The sequence below is a fragment of the Pseudomonas sp. P179 genome (assembly GCF_000478485.2).
Lineage (GTDB): Bacteria > Pseudomonadota > Gammaproteobacteria > Pseudomonadales > Pseudomonadaceae > Pseudomonas > Pseudomonas aeruginosa.
Map to the genome: position 1 here is coordinate 3,533,672 of NZ_KI517354.1, position 16,806 is coordinate 3,550,477.

At 66.7% G+C, this 16,806-nt stretch carries 16 protein-coding genes; 7 read left to right on the forward strand and 9 right to left on the reverse strand.

The genetic code is table 11. The features are described from left to right. Positions 1-37 precede the first annotated feature (37 nt). Positions 38-1,087, forward strand: coding sequence for a phosphorylcholine phosphatase (gene pchP / locus HMPREF1224_RS28835; protein ID WP_003146606.1), 1,050 nt, complete (start codon positions 38-40; stop codon positions 1,085-1,087). Positions 1,088-1,129: 42 nt separating this feature from the next. Here pchP and betT read toward each other — a convergent pair whose 3' ends face one another. From betT to HMPREF1224_RS28850, 3 genes are all read right to left on the reverse strand, one after another. Then, the gene (betT, locus tag HMPREF1224_RS28840) at positions 1,130-3,115 is read right to left on the reverse strand and encodes a choline BCCT transporter BetT (protein WP_003096496.1); all 1,986 of its coding nucleotides are present in this window, start codon (positions 3,113-3,115) and stop codon (positions 1,130-1,132) included. Between the two features lie 124 nt (positions 3,116-3,239). Further along, positions 3,240-4,733, reverse strand: a complete 1,494-nt coding sequence (locus tag HMPREF1224_RS28845) for a YifB family Mg chelatase-like AAA ATPase (protein WP_009878288.1) — start codon at positions 4,731-4,733, stop codon at positions 3,240-3,242. 40 nt (positions 4,734-4,773) lie between these two features. Then, positions 4,774-5,034, reverse strand: a complete 261-nt coding sequence (locus tag HMPREF1224_RS28850) for an accessory factor UbiK family protein (RefSeq protein ID WP_003096478.1) — start codon at positions 5,032-5,034, stop codon at positions 4,774-4,776. 439 nt (positions 5,035-5,473) lie between these two features. Here HMPREF1224_RS28850 and glnK point away from each other — a divergent pair, with 439 nt between their 5' ends. The 5 genes from glnK to HMPREF1224_RS28875 all read left to right on the forward strand — a co-directional run bounded on the left by glnK (position 5,474) and on the right by HMPREF1224_RS28875 (position 9,589). Further along, positions 5,474-5,812 (forward strand): P-II family nitrogen regulator, encoded by a 339-nt coding sequence (gene glnK, locus HMPREF1224_RS28855; RefSeq protein WP_003096476.1) that lies wholly within the window; start codon positions 5,474-5,476, stop codon positions 5,810-5,812. Positions 5,813-5,851: 39 nt separating this feature from the next. Next, positions 5,852-7,180, forward strand: a complete 1,329-nt coding sequence (locus tag HMPREF1224_RS28860; protein WP_003098243.1) for an ammonium transporter — start codon at positions 5,852-5,854, stop codon at positions 7,178-7,180. Positions 7,181-7,439: 259 nt separating this feature from the next. Continuing rightward, on the forward strand, positions 7,440-7,865 hold the full coding sequence (locus HMPREF1224_RS28865) for a secondary thiamine-phosphate synthase enzyme YjbQ (RefSeq protein WP_010793648.1): 426 nt from the start codon (positions 7,440-7,442) through the stop codon (positions 7,863-7,865). Positions 7,866-7,942: 77 nt separating this feature from the next. Continuing rightward, complete coding sequence (sutA, locus tag HMPREF1224_RS28870; RefSeq protein ID WP_003098240.1) at positions 7,943-8,260, forward strand: transcriptional regulator SutA; 318 nt, start codon at positions 7,943-7,945, stop codon at positions 8,258-8,260. A 414-nt stretch (positions 8,261-8,674) separates the two neighbouring features. Further along, a complete protein-coding gene (locus HMPREF1224_RS28875) occupies positions 8,675-9,589 on the forward strand; it encodes a fimbrial protein (protein WP_003118059.1) in 915 nt (304 codons plus the stop codon). Positions 9,590-9,613: 24 nt separating this feature from the next. On the opposite strand, the gene HMPREF1224_RS28880 is transcribed toward HMPREF1224_RS28875, so the two are convergent. Continuing rightward, positions 9,614-10,990 carry an aminotransferase-like domain-containing protein gene (locus HMPREF1224_RS28880; protein WP_003098233.1) on the reverse strand — a complete coding sequence of 459 codons (1,377 nt, stop codon included), beginning with the start codon at positions 10,988-10,990 and terminating at the stop codon, positions 9,614-9,616. A gap of 162 nt (positions 10,991-11,152) precedes the next feature. Between HMPREF1224_RS28880 and HMPREF1224_RS28885 the strand changes: the two genes are divergently transcribed. Beyond that, positions 11,153-12,322 (forward strand): MFS transporter, encoded by a 1,170-nt coding sequence (locus HMPREF1224_RS28885; protein WP_010793649.1) that lies wholly within the window; start codon positions 11,153-11,155, stop codon positions 12,320-12,322. 29 nt (positions 12,323-12,351) lie between these two features. On the opposite strand, the gene HMPREF1224_RS28890 is transcribed toward HMPREF1224_RS28885, so the two are convergent. Genes HMPREF1224_RS28890 through lysA form a run of 5 tightly spaced genes read right to left on the reverse strand, consistent with a single transcriptional unit; the run spans position 12,352 to position 16,798 of the window. After that, positions 12,352-13,050, reverse strand: a complete 699-nt coding sequence (locus HMPREF1224_RS28890) for an HAD family hydrolase (RefSeq protein WP_003123715.1) — start codon at positions 13,048-13,050, stop codon at positions 12,352-12,354. Continuing rightward, on the reverse strand, positions 13,047-13,958 hold the full coding sequence (gene xerC / locus HMPREF1224_RS28895; protein WP_010793650.1) for a tyrosine recombinase XerC: 912 nt from the start codon (positions 13,956-13,958) through the stop codon (positions 13,047-13,049). Before xerC ends, HMPREF1224_RS28890 begins: the two co-directional genes overlap by 4 nt. Positions 13,959-13,977: 19 nt before the next feature. Continuing rightward, positions 13,978-14,679: a DUF484 family protein gene (locus HMPREF1224_RS28900; protein WP_003096433.1), complete on the reverse strand. Its 702-nt coding sequence runs from the start codon at positions 14,677-14,679 to the stop codon at positions 13,978-13,980. Positions 14,680-14,709: 30 nt separating this feature from the next. Then, complete coding sequence (gene dapF, locus HMPREF1224_RS28905; protein WP_003114344.1) at positions 14,710-15,540, reverse strand: diaminopimelate epimerase; 831 nt, start codon at positions 15,538-15,540, stop codon at positions 14,710-14,712. Positions 15,541-15,550: 10 nt separating this feature from the next. Continuing rightward, the gene (gene lysA / locus HMPREF1224_RS28910; RefSeq protein WP_003118055.1) at positions 15,551-16,798 is read right to left on the reverse strand and encodes a diaminopimelate decarboxylase; all 1,248 of its coding nucleotides are present in this window, start codon (positions 16,796-16,798) and stop codon (positions 15,551-15,553) included. Positions 16,799-16,806: the final 8 nt, after the last annotated feature.

Genomic DNA, 16,806 nt, shown 5'->3' on the forward strand with positions numbered 1-16,806 from the left:
GACGGAGCTTCCTTCCAACCGCCCAAAGGAACCCGCCATGACCTTCGCCAAAGGAATACTCGCCGCGCTGGCGCTCGCCGCCGCAGTCGGCCAGGCCAGCGCCACCGAACTCGAGCACTGGCCGGCCCCCGCCGCCAGGCAACTGAATGCACTGATCGAGGCCAACGCGAACAAGGGCGCCTATGCCGTGTTCGACATGGACAACACCAGCTATCGCTACGACCTGGAAGAATCGCTGCTGCCCTATCTGGAAATGAAGGGCGTGCTGACCCGCGACAGGCTCGACCCTTCGCTGAAACTGATCCCGTTCAAGGACCAGGCCGGGCACAAGGAGAGCCTGTTCAGCTACTACTACCGGCTTTGCGAGATCGACGACATGGTCTGCTATCCCTGGGTCGCCCAGGTGTTCTCAGGCTTCACCCTCAGGGAACTGAAGGGCTATGTCGACGAACTGATGGCCTACGGCAAGCCGATCCCCGCCACCTATTACGACGGCGACAAGCTCGCCACGCTCGACGTCGAGCCGCCGCGCGTGTTCAGCGGCCAGCGCGAGCTTTACAACAAGCTGATGGAAAACGGCATCGAGGTCTACGTGATCAGCGCGGCCCATGAGGAACTGGTGCGGATGGTCGCGGCGGACCCCAGGTATGGCTACAACGCCAAGCCGGAGAACGTCATCGGCGTCACCACCCTGCTGAAGAACCGCAAGACCGGCGAGCTGACCACTGCGCGCAAGCAGATCGCCGAGGGCAAGTACGATCCCAAGGTCAACCTCGACCTGGAGGTGACCCCCTACCTGTGGACCCCGGCGACCTGGATGGCCGGCAAGCAGGCTGCGATCCTCACCTACATCGACCGCTGGAAGCGGCCGATCCTGGTCGCCGGCGATACCCCGGACAGCGACGGTTACATGCTGTTCAACGGCACCGCGGAAAACGGCGTGCACCTGTGGGTCAACCGCAAGGCCAAGTACATGGAGCAGATCAACGGCATGATCAAGCAGCATTCCGCCGCCCAGGCCAAGGCCGGCCTGCCGGTGACGGCGGACAGGAACTGGGTGATCGTCACTCCGGAGCAGATCCAGTAGGCGAAACGGCGAGGGGCCGGCATTGGCCGGCCCCCGCATCCCTCAGCGCACCACGTGCAGGAAGTGCATGTGCCGCTCGTACTGGTCGAGGATGTCGCCGATCACGCCGTCGCGGCTCCAGCCCATGATGTCGTAGTCCTGGCCGCCTTCCTGGAGATGGACCTCGGCGCGGAAATACTTGCGCGACTCGCTGCTGTCCTCGGTGTCGCGCATCACGAAGCTCGGCGTGGTGAAGGCGCGCGGACGCACCTCGTAGATGAAATCGACCTCGCCGCCGTGGCTGACTTCCAGCCGAACCCGGCCGTCCTCGCCGTCCTGCACCTGGACTTCGTAGCCCTGCTTGCGCAGTTCGGCGGCGACGTCCTCGCAGGCCGGTCGCGCCACATCGGTGATGAAGCGGTTGACGTGGCTGCGCCTTGGGAACATGGCGATGTTGCGCAGGCGGCGCTGCCAACCGTCGCCCTCGCTTGCGCCGCTGCGCGTGGTGGGGCGGGAGAAGGTCAGCGCCTGGTAGCGGATGCCGCGCTTGGTGGCATCCAGGTGCAGCGCCTTGAACAGGCCCCAGATCGACGCCAGGAGCACGATGGAGAATGGCAGCGCGCTGGCGATGGTCGCGGTTTGCAGCGCCTTGAGGCCATCGGCGAGGAGCAGGGCGATGGCCACCACGCCCATCAGCACCGACCAGAATATCCGCTGCCAGAGCGGCGAGTGGTCCTTGCCGCTGGAGGCCAGCATGTCCACCACCAGCGCGCCGGAGTCGGCCGAGGTGACGAAGAACACCACCACCATCAGCACCGCTACCAGCGAGATCACGCTGCCCAGCGGGAAGTGCTCGAGGAAGGCGAACAGCGCCACCGAACTGTCCTGGTTGACCACTTCGGCCAACTGGGTGAAGCCCTCCTGCAGGACCATGTGGATGGCGGTATCGCCGAACACCGTCATCCACAGCAGGGTGAAGCCGGCCGGGACGAACAGCACGCCGCAGACGAATTCGCGGATGGTGCGGCCGCGCGAGATACGGGCGATGAACAGGCCGACGAAGGGCGACCAGGACAGCCACCAGCCCCAGTACAGCAGGGTCCAGCCGCCGATCCAGTCGGTGGGCTCGTAGGCGTACAGGTTGAAGGTCTTGTTGACGATGTCGGACAGGTAGGCCCCGGTGTTCTGCACGTAGGTCTGCAGGAGAAACACGGTCGGCCCGAGGACCAGCACGAAGAGCAGCAGGATCACCGCCAGGCTCAGGTTCAGTTCGGACAGGATGCGGATGCCGCGGTCCAGTCCGCTGGCCACCGATAGCGTGGCGAGGCCGCAGGTGGCGGCGATCAGGGCGATCTGCACGGTCTGGTTCACCGGCCAGCCGAACAGGTGGTGCAGGCCGCTGTTGATCTGCAGCACGCCGTAGCCGAGCGAAGTCGCCACGCCGAACACGGTGCCGATGATCGCGAAGATATCCACCGCGTGGCCGATGGGGCCGTAGATACGTTCGCCGATCAGCGGATACAGCGCCGAGCGCAGGGTCAGCGGCAGGCCGTGGCGATAGCTGAAGAAGGCCAGGATCAGCGCGACGATGGCGTAGATCGCCCAGGCATGCAGGCCCCAGTGGAAGAAGGTCAGCTTCATCGCTTCCTTCGCCGCCTGCACGGTGTTCGGCTCGCCCACCGGCGGGGTGGTGAAGTGCATCACCGGTTCGGCAACGCCGAAGAACATCAGGCCGATGCCCATGCCGGCGGAGAACAGCATGGCGAACCAGGTGGTGTTGCGGTAGTCGGGACGACTGTGGTCGGGGCCGAGCTTGATGTCGCCGTAGCGGCTGACGGCGAGGAACACCACGCTGATCAGGATCAGCGCCACGGCCAGTACGTAGAACCAGCTGGCGTTGGTGATGATCCATTGCTGGACGTGGTTGAACAGCGATTGCGCTTCTTCCTGGAGGAGCACGGTGAACAGCACCAGGGCCAGGATCAGGGCGGCGGAGGTATAGAAGACCGGAGGATTCAGGGTGCTCCGGGGGGTAGTGGGTGTCTCCATGTAAGCTAGCTCTCCTTGTGATCGGATTGCCCGCCGAAGGCGGAAGACGAAACAGCCTAACACATCGTGATAGCTAATTTGATTCGGAAAGCCTTAATCGATAGCTTTGCTGAATTATTACGCTTCACGTGGAGGTCGTTGCCCGATACTGCAGGGCTTCCGCCAGGTGCCGGCGTTCGATGGCATCGATGCGCTCCAGGTCGGCCAGCGTCCGGGCCACCTTGAGTATGCGATGCAAGGCGCGCAAGGAAAGTTCCAGGCGCTCTCCGGCAGCCTCCAGCCAGCGGCGGTCCGCTTCGGCGAGTGCACAATTGCGGTGCATCGCCTGGAGGTCGAGATGGGCATTGGCGCAGCCCTGGCGGGCCAGTTGCCGTTGCCGTGCGGCGCCAACCCGTTCGCTGATCTCGGCGGTAGCGGTTTCGCCGTGTCCTGGCTGCAGGCTGGTGCTTTCGCGGAGCACGCTGACGTGCAGGTCGATGCGATCGAGCAGCGGTCCGGACAGCTTGCCCCGGTAGCGCTGGACCTGTTCCGGGGTGCAGCGGCAGCGGCCACTGGGATCGCCGAGGTAGCCACAGGGACAGGGATTCATCGCCGCCACCAGTTGGAAGCGCGCCGGGAAACGTACCCGGCCGTTGGCCCGGGCAATGACGATCTCGCCGCTTTCCAGCGGCTCGCGCAGGACCTCCAGGACCTTGCGCTCGAACTCCGGCAGTTCGTCGAGGAACAGCACGCCCTGGTGCGCCAGGGTGATCTCGCCCGGCTGCGGGCGGCTGCCGCCGCCGACCAGGGCCGGCGCGGAGGCGGAGTGGTGCGGCTGGCGGAACGGTCGCTGCGGCCAGTGCCTGAGGGGGACGTGGCTGGCCACCGAATGGATCGCCGCGACCTCCAGGGCTTCGTCCTCGTCGAGCGCCGGCAGCAGGCCGGGCAGGCGGCTGGCCAGGAGGGTCTTGCCGGTGCCCGGCGGGCCGCTGAGCAACAGGTTGTGCGCGCCGGCGGCGGCTACCAGCAGGGCGCGCTTGGCGGCGGCCTGGCCCTGGACCTCGGCCAGGTCTGGATAAGGGAAGGGCGCGCGGAGCAGGCCGCGGGCCTGGTAGGGCGGCAGCGGGGCCTGGCCGGAGAGGTGTCCGGCGATCTCCAGCAGGTGGTCCACGGCGAACACCGTCAGCCCGCTGGCCAGGCTGGCCTCTTCGGCATTTTCCTTCGGTACCACCAGAACGCGCCTTGCGTCGCGCGCCGCCAGCGCGGCCGGCAATACGCCTCGCACTGGCCGGATCGCCCCGGACAGGGCCAGTTCGCCGAGGCACTCCAGGCCGTCGAGGGCGGTGCCGGGCAACTGGCCGCTGGCGGCGAGGATGCCGAGTGCGATGGCCAGGTCGAAGCGACCGCCGTCCTTGGGTAGGTCGGCGGGGGCGAGGTTGAGGGTGATGCGCCGCGCGGGGAAGTCGAAACCGGCATTGAGCAGGGCGCTGCGCACGCGGTCCTTGCTCTCGCGCACCGCGGTTTCCGGCAGGCCGACCAGGGTCAGCGAAGGCAGGCCGTTGGCCAGGTGCGCCTCGACGCTGACGCAGGGGGCTTCGACGCCGACCTGGGCTCGGCTGTGGACAATCGCCAGGGACATGGATCGCTCCTTGATCTCACGCCGCTCGCAGGGGGGAGGATCAGTCGGCGGGCGGCGTCAGCTTGCTTTCGAGTTCCGCCACCTTGGCCTCCAGGGCTTCCAGCCGTGCGCGAGTGCGGGCGAGGACCAGCATCTGGCTGTCGAACTCCTCGCGGCTGACCAGGTCGAGCTTGCTGAAGGCGCTCTGCATCAGGGCGCGGAACTGCGACTCCAGCTCGGCCTTGGGCAACGGCGATTCGCCGGCGAACAGGCGGCTGGCTTGTTGGCTGAGGGCTTCGAAGACGGCTTTGGGCGGCAGCATGGCGAGGGTTCCGGTAACGAGTGGGCGGCAGTCTAGCACGATGTCGGCGGCGCTCGCGGGAGGGCCATTGCACACTTTTTGCGCAACTGTCGGAGCGCGTCTGCGCCTATTTGGTGCGCCGCCCGGAGCCCGGCGTTCCGCACTATCCCCGGGTTGGCGGCTAAGAGCTTGAAATCCGGCGGATTTGCCGGAGCTGGCAAGCTTTCTGCTTTGGCCGGGGTGAGGCGTGCACTGAAGCAGTACCGGTGCGGCAGATGAGGCGGTTGCGGGAGGCCGGCAGGTTGCGGCATCGAACGGCCGCAGCAGGGCCAGGTCGGGGCGGAGGGTCCCGATCATGCTTCCCAGAGGGACCGGCGCGTTACAAAGCCAGACACTGCGCTTAGACTGTCCTCGGGTTCGTTTTCCTGGGGCGAGTCCACCAAACACGGGAGAGAGTTTCATGAAGCTAGTCACTGCCATCATCAAGCCGTTCAAGTTGGACGACGTCCGCGAGTCGTTGTCCGAGATCGGTGTGCAGGGCATCACGGTGACCGAGGTCAAGGGTTTCGGCCGGCAAAAGGGCCACACCGAGCTGTATCGCGGCGCCGAGTACGTCGTCGACTTCCTGCCCAAGGTGAAGATCGACGTGGCGATCGCCGACGACCAGCTGGACCGCGTCATCGAGGCGATCACCAAGGCGGCCAATACCGGCAAGATCGGTGACGGCAAGATCTTCGTGGTGAACCTGGAACAGGCCATCCGCATCCGTACCGGCGAAACCGATACCGACGCGATCTAAGCCCAACCGAACCCCCAAAAGCCCCAGGAGAATACCAACATGACTCTGCGTAAGATCGCAGGGCTAGGAGCCCTATTGTCCCTCGCTTTGCCGGGCGTCGCCCTGGCCGCCGAGGAGCCCGTCCTGAACAGCGGCGACACCGCCTGGATGCTGATCTCCACTGCGCTCGTCCTGCTCATGACCATCCCCGGCCTGGCGCTGTTCTACGGCGGCATGGTGCGAGCGAAGAACGTGCTGTCGATCATGATGCAGTGCTTCGCCATCACCGGCCTGATCACCATTCTCTGGGTGGTCTATGGCTACAGCCTGGCGTTCGATACCACCGGGATGGAGAAGGGCGTCCTCAACTTCAATTCCTTCGTCGGCGGACTGGACAAGGCCTTCCTCAGCGGTCTCACCGCCGACGGGCTGACTTCCGCCACCGCGCTGTTCCCGGAAAGCGTGTTCATCACCTTCCAGATGACCTTCGCGATCATCACTCCGGCGCTGATCGTCGGCGCCTTCGCCGAGCGCATGAAGTTCTCGGCGATGCTGATCTTCATGGCGGTCTGGTTCACCGTGGTCTACGCGCCGATCGCGCACATGGTCTGGAGCGGTGACGGCGCCCTGATGTGGGACTGGGGCGTGCTGGACTTCGCCGGCGGCACCGTGGTGCACATCAACGCCGGTATCGCCGGCCTGGTCGCCTGCCTGGTGCTGGGCAAGCGCAAGGGCTACCCGACCACGCCGATGGCGCCGCACAACCTCGGCTACACCTTGGTCGGGGCGGCCATGCTGTGGATCGGCTGGTTCGGTTTCAACGCCGGTTCCGCCGCCGCCGCCAACGGCACCGCCGGGATGGCCATGCTGGTGACCCAGATCGCCACCGCCGCCGCGGCCCTGGCCTGGATGTTCGCCGAGTGGATCACCCACGGCAAGCCGAGCGCCCTGGGCATCGCGTCCGGCGTGGTCGCCGGTCTGGTGGCCATCACCCCGGCCGCCGGCACCGCCGGTCCGATGGGCGCGCTGGTGATCGGCCTGGCCTCCGGGGTGATCTGTTTCTTCGCCGCCACCAGTCTCAAGCGCGCGCTGAAATACGACGATTCCCTCGACGCCTTCGGCGTACATGCGGTCGGCGGTATCGTCGGCGCGCTGCTCACCGGGATCTTCGCGGCGCCGTCGCTGGGCGGCTTCGGCAGCGTGGAGGACATCGGCGCGCAGTTCTTCGTGCAGTTCAAGGGCGTGGCCTTCACCGTGGTCTACACCGCCGTGGTGACCTTCGTGATCCTCAAGGTGCTGGACCTGGTCATGGGCCTGCGGGTCACCGAGGAAGAGGAAGCGGTCGGCCTCGACCTGGCGCTGCACAACGAGCGCGGCTACAACCTGTAATACCTGCCGGCGCCCGGCTTTCCGCCGGGCGTCGGTTTGCCTCCCGCGCTCGCCTTCGCCGAACGCCATGCCCTTGTGCGTCGAAAGTCCTGGGCGCTCCCGCGACTGCCACCACCTTTCCGCAACCGGTCTTTCAGTGACTGCCAGCGGACTGCGCCACCATCAGCTTTCACAGGTCTGCCTCTTACGCTCTTTGCTTTTTCAAATGCCGCGCTAGAATGCGCGGCGCGACGGATCGGAGCCGATTTGGAACAGCAGCATGTGGCAGCAGACCCTGATCACCTTGCGCCCGCGTCCGCGGGGCTTTCACCTCGTCACCGAGGAGATACTCGACGCCTTGCCGGAGCTTCGGCGGTGCCGGGTCGGCCTGCTGCACCTGCTTTTGCAACATACGTCGGCTTCACTGACCCTGAATGAAAATGCCGATCCTGCCGTACGCCGGGATTTCGAGCGTTTTTTCGAGCGGCTGGCGCCACACGGCGAAGTCGGCTATGAACACAACGACGAAGGTCCGGACGACCTTCCGGCGCATTTCAAGGCCAGCCTGCTGGGCTGCCAACTGACCCTGCCGATACAGTCGGGAGGGTTGGCACTGGGCACCTGGCAGGGGATCTATCTCGGTGAACACCGGGACAGGGGCGGGGCACGGCGCGTGCTCGCCACCTGGCAGGGCGAGTCAGTATGAATTTTTTCCGGCGGCGCTCATCAAAACGCGCGGCTGGGCTATAACTAACCTGCTTTTGCAGCACCGAGAGGTTGACCATGAGCGAAGAAGAACTGGAACAGGACGAGCTGGACGGCGCTGACGAGGACGACGGCGAAGAGCTGGCCGCGGCCGACGACGGCGAAGCGGACAGCGGCGACGGCGACGAGGCCCCCGCCCCCGGGAAGAAGGCGAAAGCCGCCGTGGTGGAAGAGGAGCTGCCCTCGGTCGAAGCCAAGCAGAAAGAGCGTGACGCCCTCGCCAAGGCGATGGAGGAGTTCCTTTCCCGCGGTGGAAAGGTGCAGGAGATCGAACCCAACGTGGTGGCCGATCCGCCGAAGAAGCCGGACAGCAAGTACGGCAGCCGCCCCATCTGATTTCGCGCCATCCCAAGGCCCGCCTCCCGCAAGGGATGGCGGGCCTTGTGCTATGGCGCCGGTCACTTTGACAGGCCGCCGCATCCCGGTTGGCGAGCCGATCTTTCGCCTGTTCAGGCACGGCTGGCGACGGGCCAAGGCCTTTTCCTTTCCGGTGGCAGCGCTACCGTTCCACATCGTCAACCGAAGCTGCTTGCCATCCAGGCGCTCCAAGCGGCGTCCGGGGTTGCCGGAGAGCGAGCTGTAGAGCTTGCTTAAGAATTTTCCTAGCGATTCTTAGGCGGATTCGCGGAGCCGTGTAGGTCCTGTCTTATGGCTCCTTTCCAGGTGTTCTGAAAAGATTATCCACCCATCAAGTTCACTCCGGTTCCGGCGGATTTTCCCGGACATGCCGGACACATCGGTTGTCATCCCATGGAGTTCAAGACGTTCCGTCGAACCCTGCTGCTTGCGGCAGTCCTGTTCGTTCCCGCCGGCACCAGCATGGCTGCCAATCTGTACGCTTTCGGCGGCCGCGATATCGCCGTGCCCTCGATCCTTCCCGAGGGAAGTGTCATGTCGCGCTACACGTTCACTCCCATGCAACTGTGCGGCAAGCCCAGCTGCGATCTCATCGGCGTCTCTCTGTACAACAAGGGAAGTGTCTGGGACCCGATCGATGGTCCGGACCTGAATACCAACGTGCCGGGCCTCTCGGTGCGCCTGCTGCTGGATGGCATACCGGCGAGCAGCCGTTTCAAGGGCACTTTTTCGCAAATCGCGGAGATCCAGTTGTTCCGCAACTCGACGCCGCTCTCCGACGGCCAGTTCGCGAGCGGAGCCTTCAACTCGTACTTCCTCATTACCTACAAGGACGGGCTTATTGCGTCTGGCACCTCCTCCATCAGGTTGACCGGGAGCGTCACCACGATCAATGCGACCTGCCAGGTCGCCGACCAGACCGTGAAGCTGCAGTCGATCGCTGCCGCCCGGCTGAACGGCGTCGGCACCTACGCGGCCGTTACCCCGTTCAATCTCGTAGTGGCCGGCTGTCCTCGCGGGTACAACCGCGTCGGCTACAGCCTTCAAGCGGTGGGGGGCGCGGTGGCCGAAGGCTCGGGTGTGCTGCCGCGCCTGGCGGGCAGCACCGCGACCGGCGTATCGATCCGGGTCACCGACGAGGCCGGCGTGCCGCTACGGATGGGACTCTCGTTGCCGGTGACCGCGTATGACAAGAACACCGGCGGGGCGTACTGGATCCCGATGAAAGCGTCCTATGTGCAGACCGCCGAGAAAATCACGCCCGGCTCGGTCCTGGCCGCGATGGTGATCCTGCTCGACTACCAGTGAGGCAGGGGAGGGCAAGAGCGCGCCTCACCCGAACGCCTCGAAGAACGCCAGGGCCCGCGGGTCGCTGGCATAGGCGATGTTGATACGCAGCCAGTCGCTCTCCTCGCCTTCCGGGCTGAAGCCGCTGCCCGGCGACAGCAGCACGTCCAGGCGTGTCGCCACGGCCTGCAATTCGGCGAACGGGTAGTCGCCGATACGGGCCCAGACGAACATCCCGCCGACCGGTTCGGCGAACACCTCCCAGCCGTTGTCCCCAAGCACCCGCAGGGTCGCCGCCATCTGCCGGGTCAGGCGCTGGCGCAGGCGTTGCACCAGCTTGCGGTAACTGCCGTTGGCGAGCATGGTCGAGACCACGCATTCGGCGAAGCGCTGGCTGCCGATGCTGGTGTACATCTTCACATCCGCCAGGCGCCGGATCAGCTCGGGGCCGGCGATCAGGTAGCCGACCCGTAGCGAGCAACTGAGGGTCTTCGAAAAGCTCGCCAGGTAGATCACCCGGCGCAGCGAATCGAGGGTTGCCAGGCGGGTGCTGGGGCCGTTCTGGAAGTCGGCGTAGATGTCATCCTCGACGATGTGGAAATCATGCTGCTCGGCCAGTTGCAGCACGCGGTGGGCCACTGAGGGGCTGAGGCTGGTGCCGGTGGGGTTGTGGTACATGCTGTTGGTGAAAAGGAACTTCGGCTTGTGCGCGCGGAGGATCGTCTCCAGCGCGGCGGTGTCCGGGCCGTGGCGGGTGCGCGGCACGCCGAGCATCTTCACCCCGTGGAACTTCAGCAGGTTGAACAGGTTGTAGTAGCCGGGGTTCTCCACCACCACCACGTCGCCCGGCTTGAGCAGCGTGCGTACCAACAGGTCGAGGGCATGGCTGGCGCCGGTGGTGGTGAGGATCTGCTCCGGGTCGACATGGATATCGATCAGCCGCAGGCGTTTCTGGATGTGCTGGCGCAGCGCCGGCAGGCCCAGCGGAGTGCTGTAGTCGAACAGCCCGGCGAGTTCGCTGCGGGCGACCTGGCGGATCGCGTAGCTGAGTTCCTCGACTTCCCGCCAACTGTCCGGAATCCAGCCGCAGCCGAGCTTGAGTTTCGTCGAGCTGCCGCTGAACTGGCCCCATGCGTTTTCCGCGCCTTCGTGCCATTCGCTGTCGAGGTCGGTAGTGGCGGCGGGCGCCTCGGCGACGAAGAACCCCGAGCCGTGCCGCGATTCCAGCATCCCCAGGGCGACCAGGCGGTCGTAGGCCTCGATCACGCTGGACTGGCTGAGCTGGTTTTCCCTGGCCAACTGGCGTATCGACGGAATCCGCGTGCCGGCGCGGACGCGATTGCCGCGGATCCAGCCGCTGACCCCTGCGACGATCTGCTGCACCAGCGGCTCGCTGGCATTGCGGTCGATCCGGAGGTGCATGTCTGACTCACTGTTCGGTTTTTTCAGGCGAACAGTTAAGCACAAATCCGAACAGCTGTTACTTGTTCCGTAGCGCCGCCGCGCCGGATAGTCGACGCCTCTTCTCGCGGGCTAGCCAATGCCCACCGCTCTGCCGCGGCAGGCCCTTGAACGGAGAAACGCATGAGCAATACCCGTCGCCACGCCGCATGCCTGGCCTTCGGCCTGTGCCTGATCACCTTGGCGGTGAACCTCCAGGCGCCGCTGTACACCGCCTACGCGGAGCTTTCCGGCTACGGCGCGGCAGCTACCGCCAGCGCTTTCTCCGGCTATGTGCTCGGCGTACTGCCGGTGCTGCTGGTACTCGGCGGGTTGTCCGATCGGATCGGGCGCAAGCCGCCGATCGTCGTCGCGCTGCTGCTGTCGATGGTGGCCACCCTGGTGATGGCGCTCTGGCCGCGCCTGGAGGCGCTCGGCGTGGCGCGCCTGTTGCTCGGCGTCGGCACGGCCCTGGCATCGGCCACAGGGACGGCCTACATGAGCGAACTGATCGCGGGCGGGGATTCCCGCACCTCGGCCAACTGGGTGACCGCCAGCACCTCGCTCGGCTTCGGCCTCGGCGCGGCACTGACCAGTCTGTTCCTGCTGTTCCGGGAGAGCCTGGTGCCCGGCAGCTTCTGGGTCCAGTTGGGACTGGCCTGCGTGGCCCTGGCGGCGGTGGCGGGCCTGCCGGACGAGGCGCCGCGCGGGCGCGATACGCTGATGCTGCGGCTGCCGTTCTTTCCCGCCGGCAGCCTGCCGTACGGTCTCTCGATCCTGCTGGCATGGGCCACTGTGGGTCTGGTCATCGCGGTCCTGCCTTCGCTGCTGGCGGCCCACGGGCTGGCGCGCTGGTCGGGCTTCTCGACCTTCACCGTGATCAGCTGCGGCCTGCTGTTCCAGCCGCTGGCGCGGCGGATGGCGCCGGCCTCGGCGACCTGCCTGGGGCTGGTGATCCTGCCGCCGAGCTATGCCCTGCTGGCCTGGGGCGCGATCCACGGCTCATTGGCTGCGGTGCTGTTCGGTGCGCTGGGCGCGAGCAGTTCCTGCTACGGCTTCACCTACCTGGGCGGGCTGTCGGCGGTGAATGTCCTGGCCGGTGCGGAAAAGCCGCGGGCCAGCGCGGGCTACTTCCTGTTGGCCTACCTCGGCTTCAGCCTGCCGGTGATCTTCACCGGGTTGATCGCGGATCGCTTCGGTGCGTCGACGGCGTTGCTGCTTTTCGGCGTGTCGCTGACGTTGGCTGCCGTTGCGGTGGCGTTTTCCATCTTGCGCGGGGTCGGGCGCTTAAAGGCCAGCGCTTCGCGTGCCTAGGCGCTACCCGCGACCGGGGGCCCGGTCCGTCATTGCAGGCGGGCGAGCAGGGCCGGCAGCTCGGCGAGGCTGCGGATCTCCGCGCTCGGCTCTTCCTCCCCGGCCCAGGGCTTGCCGTTTGGGTTGAACCAGATGGCACGCATGCCGGCGCGGCGCGCTCCGGCGATGTCGTCGCTGGGGTGGTCGCCGATGTGTACCGCTGCCGAGGCCTCGACGCCGGCGCGCTTCAGGGCTTCGCGGAATGGCGTCGGGTCGGGCTTGCCGACGCCCAGTTCCTCGGCGCAGAGGGCGAACCGGAAGTAGTCGGCCAGGCCCAGGCGGCGCACGTCGGCGTTGCCGTTGGTGAGCACGCCGAGGGTGAAGCGGTCGGCGAGGATCTCCAGGGTCGGGTGGACCTCGGGAAACAGAGTGACCCGGTGGCGCGCTTCGAGGAATACCTGGAAACCGGCCTCAGCCAGGCTTTCCGCCTCCGCCTGTGGATAACCGGCGTCGAGCAGGGCATGGAACAGGATGCGCCGGCGCAGCTCGCTGAGACGGTGGCGCAGCATCGGCTCGCGATCCAGCAGGCGGGTGCGGATCGCCCACAGGTGCTCGATGGGTACCGGACCCAGGCGCGCCGCGTTGCTCGCCAGCCATTCGCGGAGCAGGGCCTCGGCGTTGTTCATCACCGGGGCGACGTCCCACAGGGTGTCGTCGAGGTCGAAGGTGATCAGTCGCAGGCTGCTCATGGGTCGTTGCCTCCATCGGCGTTGCCCTTGCGCTTGGCGCGGGGATGGGCGCGGTCGTAGACCGAGGCCAGGTGCTGGAAGTCCAGGTGGGTATAGATCTGGGTCGTGGCGATGTCGGCGTGGCCGAGCAGTTCCTGCACGGCGCGCAGGTCGCCGGACGACTCCAGCAGATGGCTGGCGAAGGAGTGCCGCAGCATGTGCGGGTGCAGGTGCTGGCCCAGCTCGCGGACGCCGGCCTGGCGCACCCGCAGCTGGATCGCCCGTGGCGTCAGGCGCTTGCCGCTGCGGCCGATGAACACCGCACCGTCTTCCGGAGCGGCCTGGGTGCGCAGCGGCAGCCAGGCTTCGAGCGCCTGGCGCGCGGCCTTGCCGACCGGCAGCTCGCGGACCTTGTTGCCCTTGCCGCGCACTCGCACCAGGCCTTCCTTGAGGTCCAGCCATTCGAGATCGAGGCCGACCAGTTCCGAGAGGCGCAGCCCGGAGGAATAGAACAGCTCCAGCAGGGCCTGGTCGCGGCGGGCGATGAAGTCATCCTCCACGGCACCGTCGAGCAATTGCAGGGCGCGGTCGGCGTCGAGGGTCCTGGGCAGCTTGCGCGGACTCTTCGGCGCGCTCAGGCCGTTGGCAGGGTCGTGCCGGCAGCGCCCTTCGCGTAGCAGGTACTGGTAGAGGCCGCGCGTCGCCGAGAGCAGCCGTGCCAGGCTGCGGCTGGACTGGCCCTGCTGGTGCAGGCGGGCGACGAAGGTGCGCAGGCTGCGGGTGTCGAGGGCGTTCCAGTCGGAGAGCCCGGCCTTTTCGGCGAGGGCGAGGATCTTCAGCAGGTCGCGGCGGTAGCCGTCGAGGGTGTGCGCGGAGACCTGGCGCTCGCTGCGCAGATGTTCGAGGAAGGCATCCAGGTCGGCGTGCATCTCGGACCGCCCGCCGCGCTCAGCGGACCGAGCGCAGCGGCGAGGAGAAACGCGGCAGCACGCGGGCCAGGACCTCGGCGACGTAGCCGAGGAACAGGGTGCCGAGGGAACTCTTGTAATGCTGCGGATCGGGACTGCCGATGGCGAGCACGCCGTGCAGGCCCTGGAAACTCAGGGAGACCACCGCTGCGGAGCCGATCTCGTCGCGGTCGCTCTCGCCGAAGAGAAACGCCAGTTCGTGCGGACGCAGCACGCCGCAGACGGTCTTGCCGCCGGAGAGCAGGCCGCCGATGGCCTGGTGCGCCTCCGCGCTGCTCACCGAGCGGCCCACCGAGACGCTACTGTCGCTGAACAGGATCAGGCTCACGTAGGGCACCTGGAACTCGTGGCGCAGGCTGTCCTCGACGGTACTGACCACGTCTTCCAGGCTGGTGGCGTCGAGCAGGTCGAGGACCAGGCGGCGGGTCTTGTCGAACAGGCGGTCGTTCTCGCGGGCCACGTCCATCAGTTGCGAGAGCCGGTGGCGCATCTCGATGTTGCGCTCGCGCAGCAGGCGTACCTGGCGCTCCACCAGCGACACTGCGTCGCCGGGCTGGTGTGGGATGCGCAACTCGGGGATCAGCTCGTCATGCTCGACGAAGAACTCCGGGTGCTGGCTCAGATAAGCGGCCACCTGCTCGGCGTCCAGCGCTGCTGTCGGTTCCTGGCTTTTCTCGGTCATAAGCGTCTCGGTTCTCGCGGGCGACGGCCCTTACAGGCGGACCTGGCCTTCATACACGCGGACGGCAGGCCCGGTCATCATAACGGGCTGGCCGGGACCTGCCCACTCGATGTGCAGGCGGCCGCCGGGGAGGTCGATCTGCACCGGCGATTGCAGCCAGCCCTGGCGAATCCCGGCAACCGCCGCGGCGCAGGCGCCGGTGCCGCAGGCTTGGGTCTCGCCGACGCCGCGCTCCCAGACGCGCAGGCGCGCATGGTGCGGATCGAGCACCTGGAGGAAGCCGATGTTGGCCTTCTTCGGGAAGCGCGGATGGACTTCCAGTTGCGGACCGAGGCTGTGTACCGGTGCGCTGTCGACGTTCTCGACGCGCAGCACGCCATGGGGATTGCCCATGGATACCGCGGCCAGTTCGACGCGCTGGCCATTCACCTCTATCTCATAGGACAAGGCTTCGCGCTCGGCCTGGAACGGTATCTCGGCCGGGGCCAGGCGCGGCGGACCCATGTCCACCGTGACCTGGCCGTCCGGGCGGATATTCAGCTCGATGATGCCGCCCTTGGTTTCTACGCGGATGCTCTTCTTCACCGTCAGGCGCTTGTCCTGAACGAAGCGGGCGAAGCAGCGAGCGCCGTTGCCGCACTGCTCGACCTCGGAGCCGTCGGCGTTGAAGATCCGGTAGCGGAAGTCGACGTCGGGGCTGCTCGGGGCTTCGACGATCAGCAACTGGTCGAAGCCGATTCCGGTGTTGCGGTCGCCCCAGAGCTTGACGTGCTTGGGCTGCACATGGGCGTGCTGGCTGACCAGGTCGAGGACCATGAAGTCGTTGCCCAGGCCATGCATCTTGGTGAAGCGCAAAAGCATGGTCTGGGCCTCACTGCGGCAGCAGGCTTTCGCCGGCGTAGAGCTCTTGGACGGTCTCGCGGCGACGGACCTCGTGGGTCTGCTCGCCATCCACCAGCACCTCGGCGGCGCGGCCGCGGGTGTTGTAGTTCGAGCTCATGACGAAGCCGTAGGCGCCGGCCGAGCGCACCGCCAGGAGGTCGCCTTCGGCGAGCGCCAGGTCGCGATCCTTGGCGAGGAAGTCACCGGTCTCGCAGATCGGCCCGACCAGGTCGTAGCGGCGCGGCGCGGCGTCGCGCGGGCGTACCGCCTGCACGTCCATCCAGGCCTGGTAGAGAGCCGGGCGGATCAGGTCGTTCATCGCCGCGTCGACGATGGCGAAATCCTTGTGCTCGGTGTGCTTGAGGTACTCGACACGGGTCAGCAGCACGCCGGCGTTGGCGACGATGGACCGGCCCGGCTCGAACACCAGGGTCAGGTCGCGGCCGTGCAGGCGCTCGCGGATGGCGCGGATGTAGTCGCCGGCCAGCGGCGGCTGTTCGTCGCGGTAGCGCACCCCGAGGCCACCACCGAGGTCCAGGTGGCGAATGCCGATGCCTTTGCCGGCCAGGCGGTCGACCAGCCCGAGCAGGCGCTCGAGGGCGTCGAGGAAGGGCTCCAGCTGGGTCAACTGCGAACCGATGTGGCAGTCGACGCCGATCACCTCCAGGTGATCAAGCTCGGCGGCGCGGGCGTAGACCGCCTCGGCCTCGTCGATGGCGATGCCGAACTTGTTCTCTTTCAGGCCGGTGGAGATATAGGGGTGGGTCTGGGCATCCACGTCCGGGTTGACCCGCAGCGACACCGGCGCTTTCACGCCGAGTTCCGCAGCTACCCGTTGCAGGCGCTCCAGCTCTTCGCCGGACTCGACGTTGAAGCAGTGCACACCGACTTCCAGGGCGCGGCGCATGTCGTCGCGGGTCTTGCCGACGCCGGAGAACACCACCTTGGCCGGATCGCCGCCGGCGGCCAGGACACGCTCCAGCTCACCGCGGGAAACGATGTCGAAACCGGCGCCGAGGCGCGCCAGCACATTCAGCACCCCGAGGTTGGAGTTGGCCTTGACCGCGAAGCAGACCAGATGCGGCATGCCGGCGAGGGCATCGGCATAGGCGCGGTACTGGGCCTCGATGTGTGCGCGGGAATAGACGTAGGTGGGCGTGCCGAAACGCTCGGCGATGCGGGAAAGCGCCACCCCTTCCGCGAACAGCTCACCGTCGCGGTAACTGAATGTGTCCATGGGCGCTC

Bases quoted from the DNA above. Each gene is read 5' to 3' on its own strand.
- pchP (WP_003146606.1), top strand. From the start codon at position 38: ATGACCTTCGCCAAAGGAATACTCGCCGCGCTGGCGCTCGCCGCCGCA.
- betT (WP_003096496.1), bottom strand. From the start codon at position 3,115: ATGGAGACACCCACTACCCCCCGGAGCACCCTGAATCCTCCGGTCTTC.
- HMPREF1224_RS28845 (WP_009878288.1), bottom strand. From the start codon at position 4,733: ATGTCCCTGGCGATTGTCCACAGCCGAGCCCAGGTCGGCGTCGAAGCC.
- HMPREF1224_RS28850 (WP_003096478.1), bottom strand. From the start codon at position 5,034: ATGCTGCCGCCCAAAGCCGTCTTCGAAGCCCTCAGCCAACAAGCCAGC.
- glnK (WP_003096476.1), top strand. From the start codon at position 5,474: ATGAAGCTAGTCACTGCCATCATCAAGCCGTTCAAGTTGGACGACGTC.
- HMPREF1224_RS28860 (WP_003098243.1), top strand. From the start codon at position 5,852: ATGACTCTGCGTAAGATCGCAGGGCTAGGAGCCCTATTGTCCCTCGCT.
- HMPREF1224_RS28865 (WP_010793648.1), top strand. From the start codon at position 7,440: ATGTGGCAGCAGACCCTGATCACCTTGCGCCCGCGTCCGCGGGGCTTT.
- sutA (WP_003098240.1), top strand. From the start codon at position 7,943: ATGAGCGAAGAAGAACTGGAACAGGACGAGCTGGACGGCGCTGACGAG.
- HMPREF1224_RS28875 (WP_003118059.1), top strand. From the start codon at position 8,675: ATGGAGTTCAAGACGTTCCGTCGAACCCTGCTGCTTGCGGCAGTCCTG.
- HMPREF1224_RS28880 (WP_003098233.1), bottom strand. From the start codon at position 10,990: ATGCACCTCCGGATCGACCGCAATGCCAGCGAGCCGCTGGTGCAGCAG.
- HMPREF1224_RS28885 (WP_010793649.1), top strand. From the start codon at position 11,153: ATGAGCAATACCCGTCGCCACGCCGCATGCCTGGCCTTCGGCCTGTGC.
- HMPREF1224_RS28890 (WP_003123715.1), bottom strand. From the start codon at position 13,050: ATGAGCAGCCTGCGACTGATCACCTTCGACCTCGACGACACCCTGTGG.
- xerC (WP_010793650.1), bottom strand. From the start codon at position 13,958: ATGCACGCCGACCTGGATGCCTTCCTCGAACATCTGCGCAGCGAGCGC.
- HMPREF1224_RS28900 (WP_003096433.1), bottom strand. From the start codon at position 14,679: ATGACCGAGAAAAGCCAGGAACCGACAGCAGCGCTGGACGCCGAGCAG.
- dapF (WP_003114344.1), bottom strand. From the start codon at position 15,540: ATGCTTTTGCGCTTCACCAAGATGCATGGCCTGGGCAACGACTTCATG.
- lysA (WP_003118055.1), bottom strand. From the start codon at position 16,798: ATGGACACATTCAGTTACCGCGACGGTGAGCTGTTCGCGGAAGGGGTG.